Annotated in this window: 20 protein-coding genes and 2 pseudogenes; 15 read left to right on the forward strand and 7 right to left on the reverse strand. The window is 57.4% G+C overall.

The genetic code is table 11. The features are described 5' to 3' along the window. The first annotated feature begins 4 nt into the window (after positions 1–4). From folD to BS627_RS03200, 4 genes are read left to right on the forward strand one after another with little or no spacing between them, the layout of a single operon-like run. Positions 5–889, forward strand: a complete 885-nt coding sequence (folD, locus tag BS627_RS03185; RefSeq protein ID WP_077981848.1) for a bifunctional methylenetetrahydrofolate dehydrogenase/methenyltetrahydrofolate cyclohydrolase FolD — start codon at positions 5–7, stop codon at positions 887–889. 30 nt (positions 890–919) lie between these two features. Next, a complete protein-coding gene (locus BS627_RS03190; protein WP_077981849.1) occupies positions 920–1987 on the forward strand; it encodes a maleylacetate reductase in 1068 nt (355 codons plus the stop codon). A 33-nt stretch (positions 1988–2020) separates the two neighbouring features. Beyond that, positions 2021–2857 (forward strand): dioxygenase family protein, encoded by an 837-nt coding sequence (locus tag BS627_RS03195; RefSeq protein WP_077981850.1) that lies wholly within the window; start codon positions 2021–2023, stop codon positions 2855–2857. 10 nt (positions 2858–2867) lie between these two features. Then, positions 2868–3200 carry a hypothetical protein gene (locus tag BS627_RS03200; RefSeq protein ID WP_245306967.1) on the forward strand — a complete coding sequence of 111 codons (333 nt, stop codon included), beginning with the start codon at positions 2868–2870 and terminating at the stop codon, positions 3198–3200. Positions 3201–3407: 207 nt separating this feature from the next. Here the strand turns inward: BS627_RS03200 and BS627_RS03205 are convergent, their stop codons facing one another. The 3 genes and pseudogenes from BS627_RS03205 to BS627_RS24785 form a co-directional block, all read right to left on the reverse strand. Then, a complete protein-coding gene (locus BS627_RS03205) occupies positions 3408–4898 on the reverse strand; it encodes an aldehyde dehydrogenase (RefSeq protein WP_077981851.1) in 1491 nt (496 codons plus the stop codon). 469 nt (positions 4899–5367) lie between these two features. Continuing rightward, positions 5368–5697 carry a transporter gene (locus BS627_RS24450; RefSeq protein ID WP_077981852.1) on the reverse strand — a complete coding sequence of 110 codons (330 nt, stop codon included), beginning with the start codon at positions 5695–5697 and terminating at the stop codon, positions 5368–5370. Positions 5698–5756: 59 nt separating this feature from the next. Further along, positions 5757–5912 (reverse strand): annotated as a pseudogene (locus BS627_RS24785) (IS5/IS1182 family transposase); the annotation flags it as partial. A 128-nt stretch (positions 5913–6040) separates the two neighbouring features. Between BS627_RS24785 and BS627_RS25045 the strand changes: the two are divergent. After that, positions 6041–6328 (forward strand): annotated as a pseudogene (locus tag BS627_RS25045) (aldehyde dehydrogenase family protein); the annotation flags it as partial. A 138-nt stretch (positions 6329–6466) separates the two neighbouring features. Here BS627_RS25045 and BS627_RS03215 read toward each other — a convergent pair. Then, positions 6467–7228 carry a GntR family transcriptional regulator gene (locus tag BS627_RS03215; RefSeq protein WP_245306968.1) on the reverse strand — a complete coding sequence of 254 codons (762 nt, stop codon included), beginning with the start codon at positions 7226–7228 and terminating at the stop codon, positions 6467–6469. 25 nt (positions 7229–7253) lie between these two features. Here BS627_RS03215 and BS627_RS03220 point away from each other — a divergent pair, with 25 nt between their 5' ends. The 10 genes from BS627_RS03220 to BS627_RS03265 all read left to right on the forward strand — a co-directional run bounded on the left by BS627_RS03220 (position 7254) and on the right by BS627_RS03265 (position 17736). Next, positions 7254–8258 carry an Ldh family oxidoreductase gene (locus BS627_RS03220; protein WP_077981854.1) on the forward strand — a complete coding sequence of 335 codons (1005 nt, stop codon included), beginning with the start codon at positions 7254–7256 and terminating at the stop codon, positions 8256–8258. A gap of 14 nt (positions 8259–8272) precedes the next feature. Then, entirely contained in the window at positions 8273–9523 is a 1251-nt protein-coding gene (locus tag BS627_RS03225) for an iron-containing alcohol dehydrogenase (protein WP_077981992.1), read from the forward strand. Positions 9524–9525: 2 nt separating this feature from the next. Next, entirely contained in the window at positions 9526–10998 is a 1473-nt protein-coding gene (locus BS627_RS03230) for an NAD-dependent succinate-semialdehyde dehydrogenase (protein WP_077981855.1), read from the forward strand. Positions 10999–11048: 50 nt separating this feature from the next. Continuing rightward, positions 11049–11861 (forward strand): 2-keto-4-pentenoate hydratase, encoded by an 813-nt coding sequence (locus BS627_RS03235; RefSeq protein WP_077981856.1) that lies wholly within the window; start codon positions 11049–11051, stop codon positions 11859–11861. 55 nt (positions 11862–11916) lie between these two features. Next, on the forward strand, positions 11917–13077 hold the full coding sequence (locus BS627_RS03240) for a M24 family metallopeptidase (RefSeq protein WP_077981857.1): 1161 nt from the start codon (positions 11917–11919) through the stop codon (positions 13075–13077). A 149-nt stretch (positions 13078–13226) separates the two neighbouring features. Beyond that, a complete protein-coding gene (locus BS627_RS03245) occupies positions 13227–14459 on the forward strand; it encodes an ABC transporter substrate-binding protein (protein WP_165691115.1) in 1233 nt (410 codons plus the stop codon). Between the two features lie 57 nt (positions 14460–14516). Next, positions 14517–15371, forward strand: a complete 855-nt coding sequence (locus BS627_RS03250) for a branched-chain amino acid ABC transporter permease (protein ID WP_077981859.1) — start codon at positions 14517–14519, stop codon at positions 15369–15371. Between the two features lie 3 nt (positions 15372–15374). Next, positions 15375–16241 (forward strand): branched-chain amino acid ABC transporter permease, encoded by an 867-nt coding sequence (locus tag BS627_RS03255; protein ID WP_077981860.1) that lies wholly within the window; start codon positions 15375–15377, stop codon positions 16239–16241. Next, entirely contained in the window at positions 16238–17008 is a 771-nt protein-coding gene (locus BS627_RS03260; protein WP_245306969.1) for an ABC transporter ATP-binding protein, read from the forward strand. Before BS627_RS03255 ends, BS627_RS03260 begins: the two co-directional genes overlap by 4 nt. Next, a complete protein-coding gene (locus tag BS627_RS03265; RefSeq protein WP_077981861.1) occupies positions 17005–17736 on the forward strand; it encodes an ABC transporter ATP-binding protein in 732 nt (243 codons plus the stop codon). The genes BS627_RS03260 and BS627_RS03265 overlap by 4 nt, the downstream gene beginning before the upstream one ends. A gap of 282 nt (positions 17737–18018) precedes the next feature. On the opposite strand, the gene BS627_RS03270 is transcribed toward BS627_RS03265, so the two are convergent. Genes BS627_RS03270 through BS627_RS03280 form a run of 3 tightly spaced genes read right to left on the reverse strand, consistent with a single transcriptional unit; the run spans position 18019 to position 21878 of the window. Continuing rightward, positions 18019–20415, reverse strand: a complete 2397-nt coding sequence (locus tag BS627_RS03270; protein WP_077981862.1) for a transketolase — start codon at positions 20413–20415, stop codon at positions 18019–18021. A gap of 14 nt (positions 20416–20429) precedes the next feature. Next, positions 20430–21359 carry a PDR/VanB family oxidoreductase gene (locus BS627_RS03275; RefSeq protein WP_245306970.1) on the reverse strand — a complete coding sequence of 310 codons (930 nt, stop codon included), beginning with the start codon at positions 21357–21359 and terminating at the stop codon, positions 20430–20432. A gap of 27 nt (positions 21360–21386) precedes the next feature. Beyond that, a complete protein-coding gene (locus tag BS627_RS03280) occupies positions 21387–21878 on the reverse strand; it encodes an MOSC domain-containing protein (protein WP_077981864.1) in 492 nt (163 codons plus the stop codon). Positions 21879–22112: the final 234 nt, after the last annotated feature.

Here is a 22112-nt window from a genome sequence, read left to right on the forward strand (position 1 = left end):
AGCCATGGCGCTAATCATCGATGGAAAGACGGCAGGCGCCGATATCATTGCGAACGTGACGAACGCGGTTTTGAAGTTGGAAGCTTCCCACCAAAGGAAGCCCGGTCTAGCGGTCGTCATCGTCGGAGACGATCCGGCAAGCCATGCATATGTCGCTGCGAAAAGCAGGATGGCGAAGAAATGTGGCTTCCACTCGGTTCAGCATACGCTGCCTGCAAACATAACACAAAGCGAGTTGCTGTCTCTGATCGCAAGGCTGAACTCCGATCCAGAGATTGACGGTATACTTGTCCAATTGCCGCTACCAAAGCATCTTAACGGTGAGAAAGTCATTCAAGCTGTCCTACCAGAGAAGGATGTCGACGGGTTACACGTTGTCAATGCAGGAAAAGTCGCAACGGGAGACCTCACCACGGGACTTGTGCCCTGCACCCCGGCTGGCACCATGCTGTTGATCCAGCAAATTCACGGATCCGATCTTTCCGGACTCAACGCGCTGGTAATCGGCCGCTCCAACCTTTTCGGAAGGCCGATGGCGCAACTTTTATTGAACGCCAACGCGACCGTAATGATAGCTCATTCAAAAAGTCGGAACCTGCCGTCTTTGGCGCGTCAGGTGGACATTCTCGTTGCAGCCGTAGGACGCCCGCAAATGGTCAGGGCTGACTGGGTAAAGCCGGGCGCGACGGTCATCGATGTTGGGATCAACCGCGTGGCAGCACCGGAGAAAGGCGAGGGGAAAACAAAGCTCGTTGGCGATGTCGACTTCGAAGAAGTCGCGGCTGTCGCGGGCGCCGTGACACCGGTTCCAGGTGGTGTGGGGCCCATGACGATCGCAATGCTGATGGCCAACACCTTGAACGCGGCTCGCCCGAAGGGATGCGCGTGATTTACACAGACCTCCGGAGATAATGTCGATATGCGCGAGTCATTTATCTACAAAGGCACAATCCCTCGTATCGTGTTTGGTGCCGGGACCATCACTAGAGTAGCTGACGAACTCAACAACCTCGGCCGGCATAAGGCCCTAATCTTATCCACACCCAACCAGGAAGCGGACGCGAGAACGCTCGCGAACGGGTTGGGAACCTTGTGTGTGGGGGTATTCAGTGGCGCCGTCATGCACACACCCGTCGAGGTAACCCTCCAAGCCCTTCAAGTTTTCGCAGACACGCATGCTGACTGTATCATCTCTCTCGGCGGAGGTTCGACGATAGGCTTGGGAAAGGCCATAGCCTACAAAAATAATGCCGACCAATTGGTCGTCGCAACGACGTATGCCGGCTCCGAAGTTACTCCAATTCTCGGGCAGACGGAAGCCGGAATCAAGACGACGGTGCGCGATCTGTCGGTTTTGCCCGAGACGGTAATTTATGACCCCGAGTTGACTTATAGTCTACCCGTCAGCATGACGATGACCAGCGGCCTCAATGCCATCGCGCACGCCGTGGAAGGGCTGTACGCACAGGATCGCAATCCAATTTCCTCTATGATGGCAATGGAGGGAATTGCGGCATTGCATCGCGCACTTCCCGCCATCGCAGGTGATCACCAAAATCCAGCAGCCCGGTCGGATGCGCTCTATGGCTCCTGGCTTTGTGGCGTAGTTTTGGGCAACGTCGGAATGGCATTGCATCATAAGATGTGCCACACGTTGGGCGGTAGTTTCGACCTGCCGCATGCAGAAACGCATGCCATCCTTCTTCCTCACACGGTGGCGTATACGGAAGCGGCTGTCCCTCATCTGTTAGAGCCCGTCGCTGCCTTGATGGGATCAGAGTCGGCGGCAACGGGGCTTTTCGATTTCGCTCGCACTATCGGCGCGCCTAGTAAACTTCAAGACCTTGGACTGACCGTCCGAGACTTGGACAAAGCGGCCGAAATCGCCCTGAGAAACCCATATTGGAACCCACGGCCCCTCGAAACTCTAGCGATAAGGGAGATGTTGCAGAAGGCATTTGAAGGAGCTCGGCCGAGGCAAAGCTGAGTAACACGTCACGTCCAAGGAGAAACCATCAAGATGAAATACTTCAGCGAAGAAGCGTCCGTAGAGGCTGTTAACGAACGCATGGCCGATTACATCGATCCTCGCACAAGCGAGGTGATGGCCTCACTGGTAAAGCATCTCCATGCCTTCATCAAGGAGGCAAGGATTTCTCAGACGGAATGGGACATGGCAATTCGGTTCCTAACGGATACTGGTAAGATTTGTTCTCAGGAAAGACAGGAGTTCATCCTCCTGTCCGACACGCTTGGCGTTTCCATGCTTGTCGACGCGATCAACAATCGGCGGCAAGTTGGCGCCACGGAGAATACGGTACTGGGACCGTTCTACGTCGCCGGCGCTCCGCGACGTGCCATGGGCGATCGCATTACTCTCGATGGGAAGGGTGAAAGCTGTGTTTTTGAGGGCACCGTGGTCAACTTGGAAGGGCGGGCTGTCGAGGGAGCAATTATCGATGTCTGGTCTGACAATGCCGAAGGGTTCTACGATGTGCAGCAACCCGATATTCAGCCTAGATGGAATAATCGTGGCACCTTTGAAACCGGGGCCGATGGACGCTATAGCTTTATTGGGATCAAGCCAGTATCTTATCCCATTCCCGACGATGGCCCCGTAGGTCGCATGCTGAAGCAGCTTGGCCGGCATCCTTACCGGCCAGCACACATGCATTACATCGTTACCGCTAACGGTTATCAAAAAATTGTCACCCATACGTTCGTGGGCGACGACGACTATCTTTCATCGGACGCCGTCTTTGGCGTCAAAGCCACGCTGATCGCGCCGTTCGAGCGTATTATACGTGGCGTAGCAGAATGGCGCTCCCAATTCGATTTTGTCCTCAACCCGCTATGAGGCCGCAGCAATGCCGAACATGAAGATCTACATGGATCGATCGCTGCCAAAGCAAGTCCATACCAAGGTTGAGGCCATGATGGTCCCGCTGCGAATGCTGTTGTGTGAGACACTAGCTGTCGATATCAGCGCGTGCCAACTAGCGGTGATCCAAGTCTATGGCATGGCAGACCAGCCGGCAATAAATATAGAGCTTTCGATCCTGCCCAATGCGAACAGGACGCGTCAAATACTCCTGAATCTCGTCAAGGAAATTCAGCGCGTTGTCGCGGCGGCGGCGACCACAGAAGTTGCTGTTCGAATTTCCCAACTTGACCCTGCAACATATGTCGCCCTCAAGTGAGTGGTGGTTTGCTGGCACTGCTCCGATTGCATTAGTTTTGTTAGCTATGCGATAACTCGTGGCGCAACATCATCAAAACACACAATATATTTTACGTCTGCTTCGCGATTGAACATCGTTCGCTATTTTAGGAAAACGGGCTTCAAGTCGGGTTACGGTCTGATGGACCGGGATTGTCGCTCCCAGGTCCACCAGTTTTCAGAGGCATCAGAACGGATAGTGCCGCTCTTCGGTTTGCACGGTGATCCAGCGCAAGTCGGTGAACTCAGCGATACCGGCTCGCCCGCCGAAGCGGCCGATGCCAGAAGATTTCACCCCGCCAAGCGGCATCTGAGCCTCATCGTGCACGGTGGGTCCGTTGATGTGGCATATCCCGGACTCGATGCGTCCTGCAACCTGCCAAGCCCGCGCTATGTCGCGTCCGAAAACTGCGGCGGACAAACCATATTCCGTGTCGTTCGCGACTGCGACGGCCTCGTCGACACCACGAACGCGCAAGATCGGCTTGACCGGCCCAAAGCTCTCGTCCCTGAATATCCTCATCGTCGGTTTGACATGATCTACAAGCGTCGCCTTCATTAGCGTCGACTCAGATTTCCCGCCGATAGCGATCCTTGCTCCTTGCAAAACTGCGTCATCGATAAGGGCATTACAACGATCGACGGTCGCCTGGTTAACGACAGATCCTAAGACGACGGGGCCAAGGCGAGGGTCGCCGGCCGGCAAGCTTGCTGTCTTCGTGACCAGACGTTCCACAAATTCGTCAGCGATTTTTTCATCGACGATTATCCGCTCAGTCGACATGCAGATCTGGCCGGAATTCATGAACGCACCGAAGGCGGCAGCCTGAACCGCTGCCTCGATGTCAGCGTCGTCAAGGATGACCAGGGGCGCTTTGCCCCCTAATTCGAGGACCACGGGCTTGAGATATTTAGCGCAGGTGAGTGCAACCAGCCTGCCGACTTGCGTCGATCCGGTAAAGCTCACGCGCCGAACGGCCGGATGAGCGACCATGGCCTCAAATACCGCTCCTGCGTCAGTTGGGGCATTCGTTACGTAATTTACTACCCCTTCTGGCACACCGCCGTCTCCGAGCGCTTCAATGACGAGGGCATGCGTCCGTGGGCATTGCTCCGACCCCTTGAGAACGATTGTATTTCCGCAGGCGAGCGGCGTTGCCAACGCTCGTACGGCAAGAATGACAGGGGCGTTCCAAGGGGCTATCCCAACCGTTACGCCCGCCGGCACGCGGACCGCCATAGCCAAGCTGCCAGGCACATCCGATGGAATGACGTCACCGCCCACACTTGTAGTAATAGCTGCCGCCTCTTCCAACATGTCCGCCGCAAGCCGAACATTGAAGTTTGCCCACACATCTGTGGCGCCGATCTCCGCCTTCATCGCTTCTGTAAAATCCGCCCGCCTTTGACGAATGGCGTCGGCAGCCCTCATAAGCATGTTTCGACGCTTGTGCGGACCAAGCTTTGACCAGGATGCGAATGCTTTCTCTGCGGCCTCGACTGCCAACAGGACGTCGTCCGTTGTTGCTGCAGGCGCCGTGCTGACCGCTTCACCACTTATGGGATTGATACGTTCGAATGTCGCACCGTTCGACGCGTCTCGAAGCTGGCCGGCAATAACCAGTTTCGTCTCAAGCACACTGCTCAAATCACTGGTCGATATCTTCTCTTGTTCCATTCTCCTCCCTCTCCTTCTTTGACAGCCTGAGGCTGCATTCACTGATCAGCGAAGTATGCTGCGCTGTACATGTCGCGCCTTGCCAACTTCATTACCGGACGTTCTTGGCCTCTCCTCTTCACAGACCGAACAGGTATAAATGGACGGTCATTTGAATTGCTTCTCGGCAATGCTGACCGCAATTTGGTTCGGATTATGAACTACTTTCTTCGCATGACTGTCAATCACCGTCAATGTCCGTTGTTAAGTGGTCGGTCTCTTGCAGAACAGAAACTCATCAGATTAGGTGTATATCCGAGGATGATTGTTGCATGTATCGAATGGAGGTCGGGAGATGACGCAAACTGAGCTTTCCCCCCAAACATTCGAAGTCACGCCTTTTAGTCCATATTCCGAACTAAATTGAATGTTCGGCATGCGAGTTCGGACGCCCCCCCTGCAGTCGAACGCGGGGATGATGCGAACGCTTTTATTCAGGCTTACCGCCAACTGGAATGGCGACTTGCATCCAAACCTTGTCACCCTGAGCTGCATTTTTATTGCCTAATTCGTGCCGCCTGAACTGCCATTTCACGGCGATTCCGCCACCGCCCTCAAAGGCGTATGTGACATGCGGGCCGATCGCGAAGCCTTGCTGCCTGAAGCCGTTGCCCACCATCGCACCTTTTATCTTGTCGTCGCTCACTTGCTTATGAATGTCATTAAGCCCTAGCGCGACGCGGCAGCGACGGCGGCAGTTCTTGAAGGACCGCCTAATCCGCCATGAGCAGCCTACTAGAACGGTATCCGGTCTCATCATCCTGTGGGTGGAACTCGGCAACGCCGGTCAGATCATCCTTAGTTGGCCTTAAACAAGGGCTACGTCATTGATTTTCCGGTGGTAGGAAGATCTGGATAAGGATCCGTGTTCGCCATGGGAATGGGAAGCAGGGCCGTGATGAAGGCATCCCATAGGGCCAGTTTGGCCAGGATGAGGCGCTGATTGTGCCCTGCTGCCGCGACGCCATCGTGACCGCAACTGTCGACCTTCGAACGACACAAGCGCTCGTGGTGTTCACAACGCTTAGGGGCCACAGCTGCGCTTTCGGCGACGTCGCGCGCATCGATGAAGCCCGAGATCGGCGCGACCTAGGGCCGATTTCAGCGTGCGTCTCGCAACTGACATGCTGAAAGAAGCTTATGCAACGGCATTCCAGATCGACGGCGAAGTCATTCCTCCGGATCTGCCAGCTTCGCTGGCGATGGCAGTATGGGTTCCTTCAGGCGTTAATGTGGGCATTGCGCCCTGGAACCCGCGGGTCATCCTCGTTGCCCTGGCGGTTGCGGCGCCGCTGGCTCGCGGCAAATACTACTGTTTCTCAAAGGTCGGAGTAGCGCCCCGCCCTCGGCCTAGTCAACGAGGCAATGGCCGAAGGTGGACCGCCTCCTAGGGTTGTCCGGCGGCGGGGCGCGGGGGACAGGGTGTTGGGCGCGTCACCCGGCACAGATCTCACGCCCGGCCTGAGGAATGGCATGAAAGTTGGGACTCTATATTGTTGGCATTCTATGGCCTCCAGCAGAGGCTGAACTCAGCCCTGGGCATCAGTAAAGAACTTCATGAAGCGCTTGCGGGAGCGCTCGATATGATCCCTCATCGCCGACTCGGCCCCTTCTGAATCCCTGTCTTTGATTGCGGCTAGAATCCGCGCATGCTCCTTGTTCGCATCGGAAGTCGCGCGCGTGTGAAAATAAAGGCGGAAAAGATGCACGTGGGTGTGAAGACGTGCCAGCGCCTCATGAATAAGTCCGTTTCCGCTGCCGAGAGCAATTGCATCATGAAAGGCGCCGTCGTTTTGCGCGAAGCGGCTGTAGGCAGAACGCGCATCCTCGTTGCGGATCTGACGCATATCCGAATCGATGGCTTCGAGCGATGTGATGGCCTCGTCAGACATAAGCTTCGCCGCCTGGGCTGCCGCAAATGGCTCCACGAGCATGCGAAGGTCGTAAAGCTGCTCCAACCCCGACAGATCCATCTGCGGCGCTGCGCTGTACCCGATGAGGTGCGTCTTTACCACCAGCCCCTGAGCTTCAAGCCGTGAAAGCGCTTCACGGATGGGTGTTTGCGAGACGCCGAGTTCCCGCACGAGATTGTCGACGGCAATGCGACCACCAGGCGGGATCTTCAGTGACATGAGCTGTGAGTAAATGGCCCCATAGACCTCATCGCCGAGCCGGGTGGGTCGCCGTAGCAATCCTGTGTCGCCCTTCTTCAACTCATTATTCCGATTCGTCATTTTAAAAATTCCTTCTTGACGCAGCAATTTCTTATCAACATAGTGCGGAAAATGCAATCAGATATCCGATCGGATTTGATCTATGATTACGGTTTCCGTCGATATTATTCGGGAAGTTGCCCGGCTGGCTCTCCACCGCGCCGGCGTACCGGAAGAGCACGCATCAGAACAGCTTGATCTCTTGCTGGAAGCCGATTTGAGGGGGGTACCCTCCCACGGACTGTTGCGCCTCAGTCGCATCATTCGCCGGATTGAGAACGGCGTTACGGACCCGCACGCCCTGGGTGAGCACAGATGGCGCAGGGAGGCGTTTCTCGCCGTCGACGGTCAGCGCGGTCTTGGGCCTGTCGTGGCGAACCGGGCAATTACTTCGTTAATAGAGCGTGCGAAAGTCACCGGCATTGCCGTCGCTGCCATCCGCAATTCCAATCACATAGGGATGCTCGGCTGGTACGCAGAGCGTGTTGCAGAGCACGGTTTATCGATCATTGCACTGTCAACGAGCGAGGCGCTTGTTCATCCCTGGGGCGCACGCAAGGCCATGATCGGGACCAATCCGATCGCAATAGGCGTGCCGACGGGTGGCGCTCCCTTTATGATGGATACGGCGACGAGTGTTGTTTCGATGGGCGAGATTCATGATCACGCCAACAGGCGCCAGCCAATCCCCTCTCATTGGGCGCTGGACGAAAACGGAAATCCCACCACAGACGCAGCCGCCGCGAAGAAGGGGGCAATTGCTCCCTTCGGTCAAGCAAAAGGATACGCCTTGGGCCTCGGCTTTGAACTGCTTGTGACAAGCCTGGCCGGAGCCGCGATCGGACGAGACGTCACGGGAACGCTCGACGATACGACGGTGTGCAACAAGGGAGACCTATTCATTGTCATCGACGGTCCGCAGCGGGACCTGCAGGTCTATCTCGAGGCACTCCGCGCGTTGGAGCCAGCAGATGGTTTTCCGGCCGTCGTGATCCCTGGAGAGCGGGGGCGAGCTTGTCGCGACCAGCGCCTGAAGGAGGGCGTGCCGCTTGCTGAGGAAGTCTGGCAACAAATTCAAGTTCTAGCCGGCCTTGGTGCTGCTGAATGAAACAGGAGGTTTTATTGACCCTATTTGGAGCCCTGCGCACCCCGCGCAATCTCGTTTTCGGGGCCGGCCAACGCGCCGCCCTTCCGGGCTATGCCGCAAAGCTCGGTCGTCGTGCGCTAGTCGTCACGGACGCTCGGTTGAGCAACGAGGCAGATTTTCGCAAGTTGGTGGACGGTCTGGCATCGTCAGGTGTGGCAGTGCACGTTTTCGACGGCACCATTGCGGAACTCCCGCTTGAGTGCATCGCTCAGGGTGTGGAAGCCGGCCGCAAATTTGGTGCAGACATCGTTATCGGCATCGGCGGCGGCAGCTGCCTGGACGCCGCCAAGGTTTGTGCCCTGCTTATCGCACACAAGGGCAAGCCCAGCGACTATTATGGCGAGTTCAAGGTCCCTGGCCCCATATTGCCGCTAATTCTTCTGCCAACCACCTCCGGGACCGGTTCTGAGGTAACGCCAGTGGCAGTCATCACAGATCCCGATCGAGCCGTGAAAGTCGGAATTGCAAGTCCGGAACTGATTTGCCACACGGCGATCTGCGATCCTGAACTGACGTACTCCTGTCCGCCCAGCCTCACCGCAGTTTCCGGCGCCGACGCGCTCACACATGCAATCGAGGCCTACACGACCATTCGTCGGAAACCGACCGAAACTATCGTGCATGATCATGTTTTCCTGGGCAAAAACGCTCTGAGCGATGCCTATGCCCTGATGGCCATATCCCACATCTCTTCCAGCATTAAATGTGCTTATGATCATGGTGACGATCAAAAAGCGCGCGAGCAGTTGATGCTCGGGGCGACGACAGCAGGTCTTGCTTTCGGGACAGCCGGGACTGCGGCGGCTCACGCCGTGCAGTATCCGATCGGAGCCATGACGCACACGGCCCACGGCGCGGGCGTTGCCGTGATGATGCCCTACGTGATGGAGCTCAATCGCAATTTTTGCGAGCCGGAACTGGTCGAGATTGGCAAGGCCATGGGACTTGATCTTCAGGGCCGATCCTCGTTCGACGCTGCCAGCGAGACGATAGATGCGGTTGCCGAACTCTTCGCGTCGATTGGCATTCCGCAGTCGATTGCCGACTTGGGAATCGTGGAGGCTCAGTTACCGCAAGTTGCCGAACAGGCGATGGGCAGTGCCAGACTGATCAAGAACAATCCGCGCCTTCTCGATCCAACAGTTATGACCAGTTTGGTCGGCGCTGCCTTCACGGGTGATCGAATTGGACTGAGGAACGATGCAAAAGCATGGAAGGTAAATTGACAATGAAGCCGACAATCACGTCCCAGATCAGCTTTGACCTCAAACAAGTCCCTACTGACCTCTATATTGCTGGAAAGTGGCGCCCTGGAGCCTCAGCTAGGCGGATTGACGTTCTTGACCCGTCTACCGGTCTTGTCATCTCAGACGTTGCCGATGCAACGATCGAAGATGCTTTAGACGCTGTTCAGGCGGCGTACGATGCGGGACCCGCTTGGGCGGCGACCCCGCCGCGGAAAAGATCAGAGATTCTGCGCCGATGCTTTGAGCTGATGGTCGAGCGAAAGGACATGTTGGCAGAGTTGATCAGCCTCGAAAACGGCAAGGCCTTGAGTGACGCCCACGGTGAAGTGACCTACGCCGCCGAGTTCTTTCGCTGGTTCTCGGAAGAAGCAGTTCGCCTGAACGGCGAAATCTCGACCGCCCCCTCAGGGGCGAACAAGATCGTGGTTCAACATCAACCAATTGGCGTTGCAGTCCTGGTGACACCCTGGAACTTTCCCGCAGCGATGGCGACACGCAAAATCGCACCGGCCCTTGCCGCCGGCTGCACCTGCGTGCTAAAACCGGCGACAGAGACGCCGTTGACCGCCTATGCGCTTGCCGCACTGTATGCTGAGGCAGGGGTGCCGGATGGTGTTGTCAATGTGATCACGACTGAACGGTCAGGCGCCGTGGTCAGCAAAATGTTGCATGATCCGCGTGTCCGCAAATTGTCATTTACCGGTTCTACTGAAGTCGGTCGAAAGCTCCTGCACGAGGCGGCCGACACAATCATCTCCTGCTCAATGGAACTTGGTGGCAATGCACCGTTCATAGTTTTCGATGACGCTGACCTGGATGCCGCCATCGAGGGCGCGATGGTTGCTAAGATGCGCAATGGCGGCGAAGCCTGCACGGCTGCCAACCGCTTCTATGTGCAAACGGGTATCGTCGAAGCTTTCTCGCAAAAGCTTACGGAACGCATGGCGGCACTGACGGTCGGAGCAGGCTACTCCAAATCCACCCAGTGCGGTCCGGTCATCAACAGGAAGGCACTCGATCGAATTGGTGGCCTTGTGACCGACGCGACCGAGCGCGGGGGGAAGGTGCTCACGGGAGGTACCGCCCTTGATCAAGACGGCTTTTACTTCCCACCCACGGTTATTCGCGATGTCCCAGCTGATGCAGCGATTGCCAACGAGGAAATCTTTGGGCCGATCGCCGCCTTGAGCACCTTCGAAAGCGAAGATGAGGTTATCGCTGCGGCCAACAACACCGAGTACGGCCTGATCGCCTACCTCTTCACGCGTGATCTTGGCCGCGGCCTCCGCGTTTCGGAGAGACTCGAGGCTGGAATGATAGGTCTCAACCGTGGCCTGGCATCAGATCCAGCCGCGCCGTTCGGCGGCGTAAAGCAAAGCGGACTTGGGCGAGAAGGAGCTCATCATGGCATCCTGGAATTTTGCGAGACCAAGTACATTGCTGTGACCTGGTAACAGCTTGAGAAACTCCTGATCCGGGAACAACAAACAAAATCGAGGTAAAGATGTCGCTGACAAATCCTATCAGATCTGAAATCGCCGACGAGGTGTTTCGAACGCGTGGTGTGTTGACAGAAGTCGTGCCCTTTTCACAGCGGTACCCTGATTTCGAGCTGGCGGACTCATATTGGGTGGTGGAGGAAATGCGTCGGAGGCGAGAAGCAAATGGTGAGAAGATCATCGGTCGGAAGATCGGCTTCACAAACTCAGCCGCTTGGGCAGGCTACGGCATCACTGGGCCGCTCTGGAATTATCTCTACGATACGACGACGTTTGAGCTGAGCGAGACAAGCACGCTTGAGGTCCGCAATTGGCCGAATGTCCGTATGGAGGCGGAGGTTGCTCTTGGCCTTAAGGCTGCGCCGAACAGCCAGATGAACGAAGAAGAACTGCTGGATTGTGTCGAATGGGCAGCGCTCGATTTCGAGGTCTGTACATCGATCTTCCCGGACTGGCAATTCAAGGTCGCCGACGGTGCGGCCACGGGTGTCCATGTCGCATTGCTTCTTGGCGAACGACACCCGGTTGCTGGCGACCGCAGGAAATGGGCCGCGCAGCTTGAGAGTTTTACTGCCACATTGTCCAGCGACGAAGCTTCCTCCGCGACCGGAGGGGGAGCTCAGGTGCTTGGAGGCCCGATCAAGGCTTTTCGCTATCTGGTGCGTGAACTGGAGCGTTTTGGTGGCCAGCCCCTGGCCGCCGGCGACATCGTCACGACAGGCACTTTGACCGTCGCATTGCCTGCAAAATCGGGCCAGCGGTGGAAGGCGACAACGTCCGGAATCCCATTCGGGGAGATCAGCCTAGATCTTGTCTAGGAGGCATAACGGTCTGTTGGCACCAATTCCCGCAATCAAGAAGGAGAAGAGGGGAATGACCTATTTTTCAAAAACTGAAATGACCCGCCGTATCGAGGCTCTTCGGAAGAAACTTGCTGCCGCAAACATCGACTTCGCGTTCATGCATACGGCCGACAGCGTCTTTTACATGAGCGGTGTCCCGCTGCTATCAGAGTGGGGCCGACCCATGTGGGCAATACTGCCCGTATCCGGCACCAGTGCCGTTTGCGGGGCAGCGCTCGAACAAGAGACCATGGAGGCTCACAGCGTTTTCGACGAGGTGCTTGCTTATGGGGATGACGAGAATGTCGTCCATACCAGCCTCAGGATGTGCGCAGATTTCATTGCCCGACAGAGTTCAGGCACAGTTCGCATCGGGATCGAGGAAGCGCTCATGCCGGTCGGCATCCATCGCGCTCTGACAGCCAGGTTCTCCCAGGCGGAATTCGTTGAGATCAGCCCAATGATTGAGGACCTGCGTCTCATCAAATCCAGTGAAGAGGTCCGTCTTCTCGAACTTGGCGGCCAGTTGGCAAAAATTGGCGCAAATGCGTTTCTCGAAGCTCTTCACGAGAACGTCACCGAGCTTGCGGTGGCAGCGCACGCAGTCGCTGAGACAAACAAGGCAATGGGAGCATTGTCCGTTGCTGGTCTCACGAGCACCTACGCCTACGCCCAGTTTGGCGATCACACGCTCACGCCGCATCTGCATCCGACCAGTCGGCGGCTGAAACGTGGCGATCTGGTTGCGCTGAACATCTTCCCCGTAATGTGGGGCTACTGCACGGAACTTGAACGCACTTTTGTGTTTGGCGAGCCGACGCAGGCTCAGAAGAAGCCGCTCGACGCGGTGAATGAAGCCTTCGATGCCATCAAGCTGGCGCTTAAGCCGGGCGTCACCATGTCAGACATGGCGCTTATGGAACGCGAGATTTTCCGAAAGGTCGACCTTGCCGACTACGTGCGCCACGGAACCGGACATGCTCTTGGTATCATGATTGGCGCTGGCGGACGCGAAGAGCGCGGAGAACTGCGGGTTTACAACTCCGGAAAGCTCATAGCCAACATGGTGAATTCGGTGGAGCCGGCAGTCTACATTCCAGGCGTCGGCGGCTTTCGTCACTCCGATGTGATGCTGATCACCAAGGACGGCGCCAGGAACACTACCGACTTTCCGCGTGACATCGGTTTTTGAGATCTCACCGCAAACAGTCGCGTGACGAGGTACCGCGCCAGTTTGAGCGAAGAAGGAGGTAAAGGTGGCGCCGCCCAAGGCGTCTGTTGCAGTGCATCTTAATCAGCATAAATTCAACAGAGGGAACTAAAAAAATGACAAATGCAGAGATGAAATCCACCGGCTGGGCCATGTCCTCGCGCCGTCTCTTCCTGGCAGCCTGCGTCAGCGCAGCCGCCATTGCCCCTTGGCTAGGCCCGAGCCCAGCTGCGGCCGACGACAGCGAGATCGTCTTGGGAGCATTGATGCCTCTTTCTGGCGCGGGCGGTCCATTCGGTCAGGAAATGCTCGCTTCGGCGAAAGTTGCACTCGGGGAGATCAATGCGGCCGGCGGACCATTGGGTCGTAAGATCAGACTTGTTGAGGAGAACGACGAGACCAACGCTGAGGCTGGCGTTCGCGCTGCGCGCAAGCTCGTTGACGTTGACAAGGTGAGCGCAATTTTCGGAACCTGGGCAAGCAGCGTTACGCTTGCCGTTGCACCCATCGTACAGGAGAAGGGCTTGATCCTGCTGTCCAATTCGGGTGCGAGCCGCATCACGGAAGTCCAGAAGAAGGGACATGTGTTCCGGCTTGAACCGGACGACCTGCTGTTCGGAAAGGCTTACGCCGAATACGCCGCCCAGCAAGGCTGGAAAAAGGCAGCGGTCCTCGGCCTGAACGTACCCTTCACCCAGAGCACCGTCGACTCTCTGAAGCAGCGCTTCGAAGAGCGCGGCGGCAAGATCACGAGCTTCGTCACGTATAACGAGGAGCAGACGACTTTCACCACGGAAGTTGCGCGCGTATTGTCTGACCAGCCCGACTTCGTCCACATTTCTGGCTACGAACCGGACACGATCGCGATCCTGAAGGCCGCTTACCAGTCAGGCTTGAGCACTCGCTTCATCGTGCCGGGCTTTTCTGTCAGTGCCGACTTGATCAAGAATGCCGGTCCTGCAGCAGACGGCCTACTTCTGGTCGAAGAGGGCGTTTCTGAGGACTCGCCCGCCTATCAGCGGCTCGCGAAACAGCTAGGCTCTGATCGCTACTACTCCTTCGGCGCGCAGGCCTATGACGAAATAGTCATTCTTGCGCTTGCAATCGAAGCGGCAAAGTCGACAGATGGCAAAGCGCTTGACAAGGCGATCCGTGAGATCACCGGCACTGGCGGCACAAAGGTCACGTCGTTTGCGGAAGGGGTGGCAGCGCTGCGAAAAGGCGAGCGCATCGACTACGATGGTGCGTCGGGACCGCTCGACTTCGATGCCAACGGCAACATTGCAAAGGCGAACTTCCGCGTTTCTGAGGTCAAGGACGGCAAGACCGCTCCTGTCGGAAAGATCAGCGAAGTGCAGTTTTAATCGCACCGATCAAGGCGCCGCATTGGTGCGGCGCCTTCAGCCGAAGGTAACGCAACGATGGAATTCAAGATCTACCTCATCTCGGCGCTCGTGATGGCTGCGATATGGAGTCTGCCGGCGGCAGCCATTTCGCTCATCTACGGTGTGCTGCGCTATCCCAATTTTGCAATCCCCGAGTTCATGACGCTCGGTGCCTATCTCACGCTTCTTCTCTGCGGTTTCTCATTGCCGCTGTGGGCGGCTGGGCTTCTGGCGGCGGTCATTACAGGCCTTATTGCGCTTGCCGTCGACCAGACAGCTTTCCGTTTCGTGCGGAGGGCTGGAATTCTCCCGCCGGTGCTGCTTTCCTTGGGGCTGATGCTGGTCCTGCAAAATTTCGTCCGTTTCGGATGGGGCAACGGAAATCTGCAATTCCCGATCCTGCCGATGCGACCGTTCATCATTGCTGGCTTCATCATCACGCCGGTGCAAGCAGCAATCATCGGGCTGGTCATCGTCATTCTTGCAGGGGTCTTCCTGGGCCTGCGCTACACCGAGTTTGGTCGCGCGGTACGAGCAACGTCGACCAATCCCGAGCTTGCCATCGTAACTGGTGTGCAGCCTGAACGGGTTTATGGCGCCGTCTTGTTTGCAGCCGGCTTCCTCGCTGCCGTCGGCGGAATTGTGCTGGCGACCGAGACGTCTCTTAATCCGCTTCTTGGCTGGCGCGTCCTGATACCCCTTTTCGCAGTCGCGATCCTGGGCGGTCTTGGGAGCGTTGTCGGTGCAGCACTTGCAGCGGTACTGGTGGGCCTGACGTCAGAATTCAGCCTCTTCATCCTGCCATCGAGCTACAAAACCGCGCTGGCATTTCTGGTACTTACCCTCGTCTTGCTGGTTCGCCCAAGCGGCCTCGTGAAATCCAGGAGCTAAGCCATGATCGACTATCTCATCGCGATCCTGATCTTTGCGGGCATCTACGGATTTGTGGCGCTCGGTCTCAACATCCAATGGGGTTTGACCGGACTTATCAATCTGGGTCAGGTCGCGTTCTTCGCAGTTGGCGCCTACACGTTTGCCCTTCTTTCTAAAGCGGGCGTCCCCTTTCTGCTGGCGGTCGGAGTGGCGACGGCCTTGAGCGGTGTCTTCGGTGCTGCCGTTGCAATGTTCACACCGCGTCTGCGCGAGGATTATCTCGCCATTGTAACACTCGGTTTCAGCGAGTTCGTCAGGCTGGTCCTGCTGAATGAGAAATGGCTAGCAGGGGGACCTGACGGGGTTGCAGGCGTACCGCGTCCCGCATCATTTCCCGGACTTGGATCGGAGACTTCCTTTCTGGTCGTCACGGCAGTCGCGCTTGCGCTCGCCTTCTGGTTCACCCGGCGTATCGAGCGTTACCCCATCGGGCGGACGCTCAAGGCGATCCGGGAGGACGAGGGAGTGGTCACTTCTGTCGGCAAGGTCGCACTGGCATACAAGACAAAAGCATTCCTGTTGGGCGCAGCTTTGGCTGGCTTGGGTGGTGCGTTTTTTGCCAGCTACCTCAGCTATATTTCGCCGGACATGTTTGGTCCGAACGTGAGCATTTACGTCCTTGCGGCCGTCTTGATTGGCACCCAAGGCTCGAGCGTGGCAACTCTCCTGAGCACGGCTCTGGTTGCTGCGCTTCTTGAAGGGACGCGTCTCCTTAAGGACTACATCACATTTGTCGATGGTGTCGAACTGGCAGCACTGCGCCTGATGGTGCTCGGACTTGCACTGATCGCGATCGTAATGGTTCGCTACCGCCCGGGGAGGCCATGATGAAACAGATACTCGAGATCAAGGACGTCAGCCGGCGTTTTGGAGGCCTGCAGGCCGTGAACAAATGCCGGTTCTCCGTCCGCGCCGGAAGCATAACCGGTCTCGTCGGGCCGAACGGAGCCGGCAAGTCCACCCTTTTCAGTTTGGTCAGTGGTTTCGTTCGCCCCGACAGCGGCGAAGTCCTGTTCGATGGGAACCACATCGAAAAGCTGAGCGCGCACGATATCGCCCGGCTCGGTCTTCGCCGCACGTTTCAGATTCCGCGCGAACTTAAACAGATGACCGTGCTTGAGAACCTCCTGCTGGTGCCAGAGGGGCAGTTCGGCGACCGGGTGATGTCGGTCCTCTTGCCCGGCAAGCGCGTGCGCGACGAGGAAAGCATCAACCTTCTGAAGGCTCAGGGTGTCTTGGAAATGGTCGGCTTGGGTGAAAAGGCTCATTTCCCGGCAGCCCTACTTTCGGGTGGTCAGAAAAAGCTTCTTGAACTTGCCCGCTGCCTGATGGCTGACCCAAAGCTGTTGTTGCTCGATGAGCCCACCGCCGGAGTCAATCCGACCCTTATACGACATCTGATGGCAGTACTCAGGCGCATTCATGCCTCTGGTGTGACGCTGTTGATCATCGAGCACAACATGACGGTCATCATGGAACTGTGCGAGCGGGTGATCGTCATGGACAGGGGGCAGGTAATCGCCGAAGGCACGCCTGTTGAGATTCAAACAAACAAGGAAGTGCTGGACGCCTACCTTGGAGGGGTGAGCGCATGAACAAGAAGATCATTTTAACAGTCGAGTCCCTTGTCGCCGGTTATGGCGAGATGCAAATCTTACATGGAGTGAGCCTAGAGTTGGCCGCAGGTCAGATCGTCACTATTATCGGTCCGAATGGTTGTGGCAAGTCAACTTTATTGAAGACACTTGCGGGCCTGTTAAAGCCCAAAGGTGGAACTATCACGCTGAAGGGGATCGATATCACCAACGCTCCGACGCGTGATCGTTTGCGCTCCGGTCTGGGATATGTCCCGCAGGTGCGCAATGTCTTCGCCACGATGAGCGTCGAAGAAAACCTGCGTATGGGTCTTTTCGCCGTCCCGGGTTCCGTCAAGGAGCGACAGGCGGTGGTGCGTGAAATTCTGCCCAACCTGGCCGACTACTGGACCGCAACCGCCGGTAAGCTAAGTGGTGGCCAGCAGCAGGTCGTGGCGCTCGGCAGGGCGCTCATGGCTGGACCCTCGGTCTTGCTGCTTGACGAACCAAGCGCAGGCCTGTCGCCCAAGGCGACCGACGAAGTATTCCAGCACATACGCGAGATAAGTCATCGACAAGGCGTCGGCGTGTTGCTGGTTGAGCAGAATGCTCATAAGGCGCTGGAGATCTCCGATCGCTGCTACATTCTTGCAGAGGGAAAAAACCAGATCGATGGGAGCGCCGAGAGCATCATGAACAATCCCGCCGTCGGAAAGATCTATCTTGGCGCCCACGCGGAAGCAGTTTGAAGAACGGTCAGGTGCTGCTGCGGGCACCAGCCTCCCACGTTTTCGTTTTTGACTTTGTCGAGAAAGCAAAAGCACTGCGATCCGCCTACTGCTCAAGCGGCTGCCAAAGGTAGCCGCTTGATAGATTTCTCTAAGACCAACTGTCTTTGGACACCAGCGGACCGCAAGTCTGGACGCTCAGCGCCCAGCAAGCTCTAAAGGACGATCGATTACTTAAAGCAGTTCTCCGATGAACCAGCGCATCGCCACAGGGAAACTGTTTCGAAAGCCCGAAGCCCATTGTCATGAAAGCGCCTGCAGATAGCGGGGGGCCCTTCCGTTGCTGGCAGCTTGAGCCGCGTGCATGATAGCATTGGTATCCAAGCCATGATGCCGATAAAGGTCGGCAATCGTGCCGGTCTGGCCGAAATGTTCAACCCCCAGCGACTTGACGCGGTGACCATAAACGCCCCCAATCCAGGAGAGCGTGGCTGGGTGGCCATCGATCACCGTGACGATCCCGCAATCGCGCGACAAGGGCGCCAGCAGGCGTTCGATGTGGCTAATCGCCCCGACCGCTCCACGTTGCCGGGCGCGTTCAGCAGCTTGCCAGCCGGCGTTGAGCCGGTCTGCTGACGTGATCGCCAGCAATCCGACATCCCGTCGATCTTCGGCTAGAAGACCTGTTGCGGCGATCGCCTCGGGCGCGATCACACCCTGATAGCCAATGACCACACTGGCGTTGGGACCTGGCCGACGCAACCAATAGCCCCCATTAATAATGTCTTGCTCCATGTCAGGAGCCATTTGGCGTGCTGGCTGCTCGAGCGGGCGCGTCGACAGACGGAGATAAACGGATCCGCCCGTCTGATCACGCAACCACGTGGTTTCATCGGGGTCACCTTCGCCGTCGCGCTGCATGTAGTCAAAGGCGAAGCGCATGATGACCGAAAGCTCGTCAACGAAGGCCGGCTCGAAAGAGCACAGCCCGTCCTGCGCCATACCGATCAATGGCGTGCCGATGGACTGATGCGCCCCGCCTTCCGGAGCTAGCGTCACGCCGGACGGAGTTGCAACCAGCAGAAAACGCGCATCCTGGTAACAGGCGTAGTTCAACTGGTCGGCGGAACGGTAGATGAACGGATCATAGACGGTGCCGATGGGCAGGAGCCGGGTACCGTTGATCGAATGGGAAAGGCCGAGTGCACCAAGCATGATCATCAGGTTGGATTCGGCAATACCCAGTTCGAGATGCTGCCCTTTTGGACCGAACTCCCAGTTATAAGTCGACGGGATCCGCTCCGCTTTGAAGAAGTCGGCCATGCTCTCACGAGCAAACAACCCACGCCGATTGACCCAAGGGCCAAGGTTAGTCGACACTGTCACATCCGGAGAGGTCGTGACAATGCGCTCAGCAAGCATCGTGTCCCCACGCGCGATGTCGTTCAGAATCTGGCCAAAGCCCATCTGGGTCGAAAGCAGCTTGCCTGGCTGCCCAGGGGAGGGAAGCGCAGAAGGAACCGGGATCGCCGGCGAGGACATTCTGCGGCGGCCTTCGCTAAAGAACGGCGTCTGAGCGACGAACGCATCGAGCTCAGCATCCGGCATAGTAGCTGCGGACCATTTCTCCCATTCTTGGCCGGGCCTCACCCCCATCTGCTGGCGGAAGCCCTCCATCTGGTTGGAAGTCATCTGACCGGCATGATTATCCTTGTGCCCTGCCAGCGGCAAGCCATAACCCTTGATCGTATAGCAGATGAAGCAGACGGGACGGTCGTGCTCTGAGGCCCGCTCAAAGGCCTCCAGAAGACTGGGCAGATCATGGCCTCCCAGATTAACCATCAGCGCTTGCAGTTCCTCGTCCGAACGCCGCTCGATGAGCGCCGTCACTGGTCCCTGGTCACCGATTTCATCCAGCAACCGTTTTCGCCATGCCGCGCCCCCCTGAAAAGTCAGGGCGGAATAGAGCTGGTTCGGACACGTCTCGATCCATTGCCGCAGCTTGTCCCCGCCAGGCTCGGCAAAGGCCGCCTCTTGCAAAGAGCCGTGGCGCAGGATCACGACGTCCCAGCCGAAGTTTCTGAATATCTGTTCAAACCGCTCCCAGAGGCCTTCGCGAACGACCGCGTCCAGCGATTGACGATTATAGTCGACGACCCACCAGCAGTTTCTCAGGCCATGTTTCCAACCCTCAATCAGGGCCTCATAGATATTGCCTTCGTCCATCTCGGCATCGCCGATCAAGCTGACCATTCGCCCTTCAGGCCGATCGTTCATCCATCCATGTGCCGAGACATAGTCCTGGACCAATGAAGAAAACAGCGTCTGCGCCACGCCGAGACCGACCGAGCCGGTCGAGAAGTCGACGTCATCGACATCCTTGGTCCGTGAAGGATAGCTCTGTGCACCCTTGAAACCTCGAAAGTTTTCGAGCTTCTCGCGGGTCTGGTTCCCTGCCAGATATTGGAGAGCATGGAATATCGGTGCCGCATGGGGTTTGACCGCAACCCGATCCGCAGGGCGGAGCGCCGAGCAGTAGAGCGCGGTCATGATGGTGCTGAGCGACGCGGACGAAGCCTGGTGCCCGCCAACCTTCACCTCGTCCGCTTCGCGGATGTGGTTGGCGTGATGGATGATCCAGGCGGCAAGCCAGGAAACGCAGCGCTCAATTTCGTTCAGATAGCTGATCTTGGAGTTCATCACTCCCCCCTCTATTACAAGTCGAGTTTCAGAACGCCCGTCGCGCGTGATACGCACGGGATAAACCGACGGTCACGCGCGTCGTTTGAAAGCACTGCATCGCGATGAATTGGCTGTCCTTCCAAATACCCGCACTCGCAGGTTCCGCAGACACCGTTCTCGCAGGACGCCATCAGCAACACGCCGGCGGCGCGAATGGCCGATAGCGCTGACTCGTCTGCATGTACCGGAACAACCTTTCCGTTACGAAGCACAATCGTGAACGGTTCCGGTGAAGCATCATCCCGGGCCGGCGGCTGAAAGGCTTCGAAATGGACCGTGCCATCCGGCCAGTGTCCGGAAGCCTGGGCAACGGCTGCCATGAAGCCGGGAGGCCCGCAATAATAAAGCTGCGCACCACCCGGCCGCGCCAACAACAGGCTATCAATGTCCTGCCGGGTTTCGACCTGATCGTCGAAGTGAAGCCTCAGGCTTTCGGAGCCGACGATCTTCTCCAAAGTTCCCAGCAACGGTGCCAGGCTTCGGCTCCGCGAAAAATAATGGAGCTCAAAAGTCTTGCTCTGCCGACAGAGAGCCCGCGCCATTGCAAGGATAGGCGTGATCCCGATACCTCCTGCCAGCAAAAGGACCGGCCCGTCACACTCGCTCAGCGGGAAATGATTGCGCGGGGCGGATACGGGCAGCTCGGCGCCTGATGCAATATTATCGTGGATCCATGCCGAGCCGCCCCGGCCACCGGTTTCACGCTTCACCGCTATCGTGTAGTGGCTGAGATCTTCCGGGTCACCGCAGAGAGAGTATTGGCGCACCTTCCCGTTGGGGAGGTGGACGTCGACATGCGATCCTGGTTCAAAGGGCGGCAGAAGAGGCTTGCGTGCGTGCCTCAGCTCAATCACGCGGACGTCGCCCGGCTCGTCATGGACGCCGGCAACAATCAGTTTCATGATGATACGTGGAGATCCCATGTCGCGTCACTCGTCCATTGGCAGGATCGGGTCACCAGGGCGGATGATACCACCGACCTCGATCGAACAGTTGAGACCGGAACGGTTCAGCAGTCCTTCGTAGAGACCCGACATGCCGAGAAGCTCCTCAATATATTTGCAGGGAAAGTTCATCCGTGCCGCCCGCAAAACCGTTTCGCCGACCCGGAAGCGCTTGCCGACGAGATGATTGAGCGGAACGCCGCGGGTCGTCAGGTTGCGCCTGTGATCTTCGGGTTTAAGCGTGCCCTTTAACCCCGGAATCTTCGGCTCTCCCTTGGCAATCGCTTCGAGAACCTCGACCTCGATCAGCGTGACTTCACGGACGTCAGGCTTGGGCGAATAAGTCCCGGTCCCGAGATAGTAGCGGTCACCGACAATACCGCGGCCAGCGATGAGTTGCGCCTCGGCGAGTTCTTCCATCTCGTAGGAAGCGGCCGGCGCAATGTGAATGTGGAGCAGACTCCCCTGCCAAGTCATGTATCGGCTCCCGCAATGCCTTGCCGTTTATCAACATGGATCTCCACGCCGATGGCCTGCTGCTCTCGTCATGGGATTATCCTATGTCTCACCAGTCCCGGCTGATGGGGAAGTCTGCCGCGAAACTGGCTTCGTCAACAGTGCCAGTTTACTAGCATGTTCCTAGTCCAGTTCGGCGAAGGTTAAAGGCTTGCCACGAGAGGATACAATAAGATGCCCGGCGAGCCGGCTCTT

It is taken from the genome of Agrobacterium salinitolerans, assembly GCF_002008225.1.
GTDB lineage: Bacteria > Pseudomonadota > Alphaproteobacteria > Rhizobiales > Rhizobiaceae > Agrobacterium > Agrobacterium salinitolerans.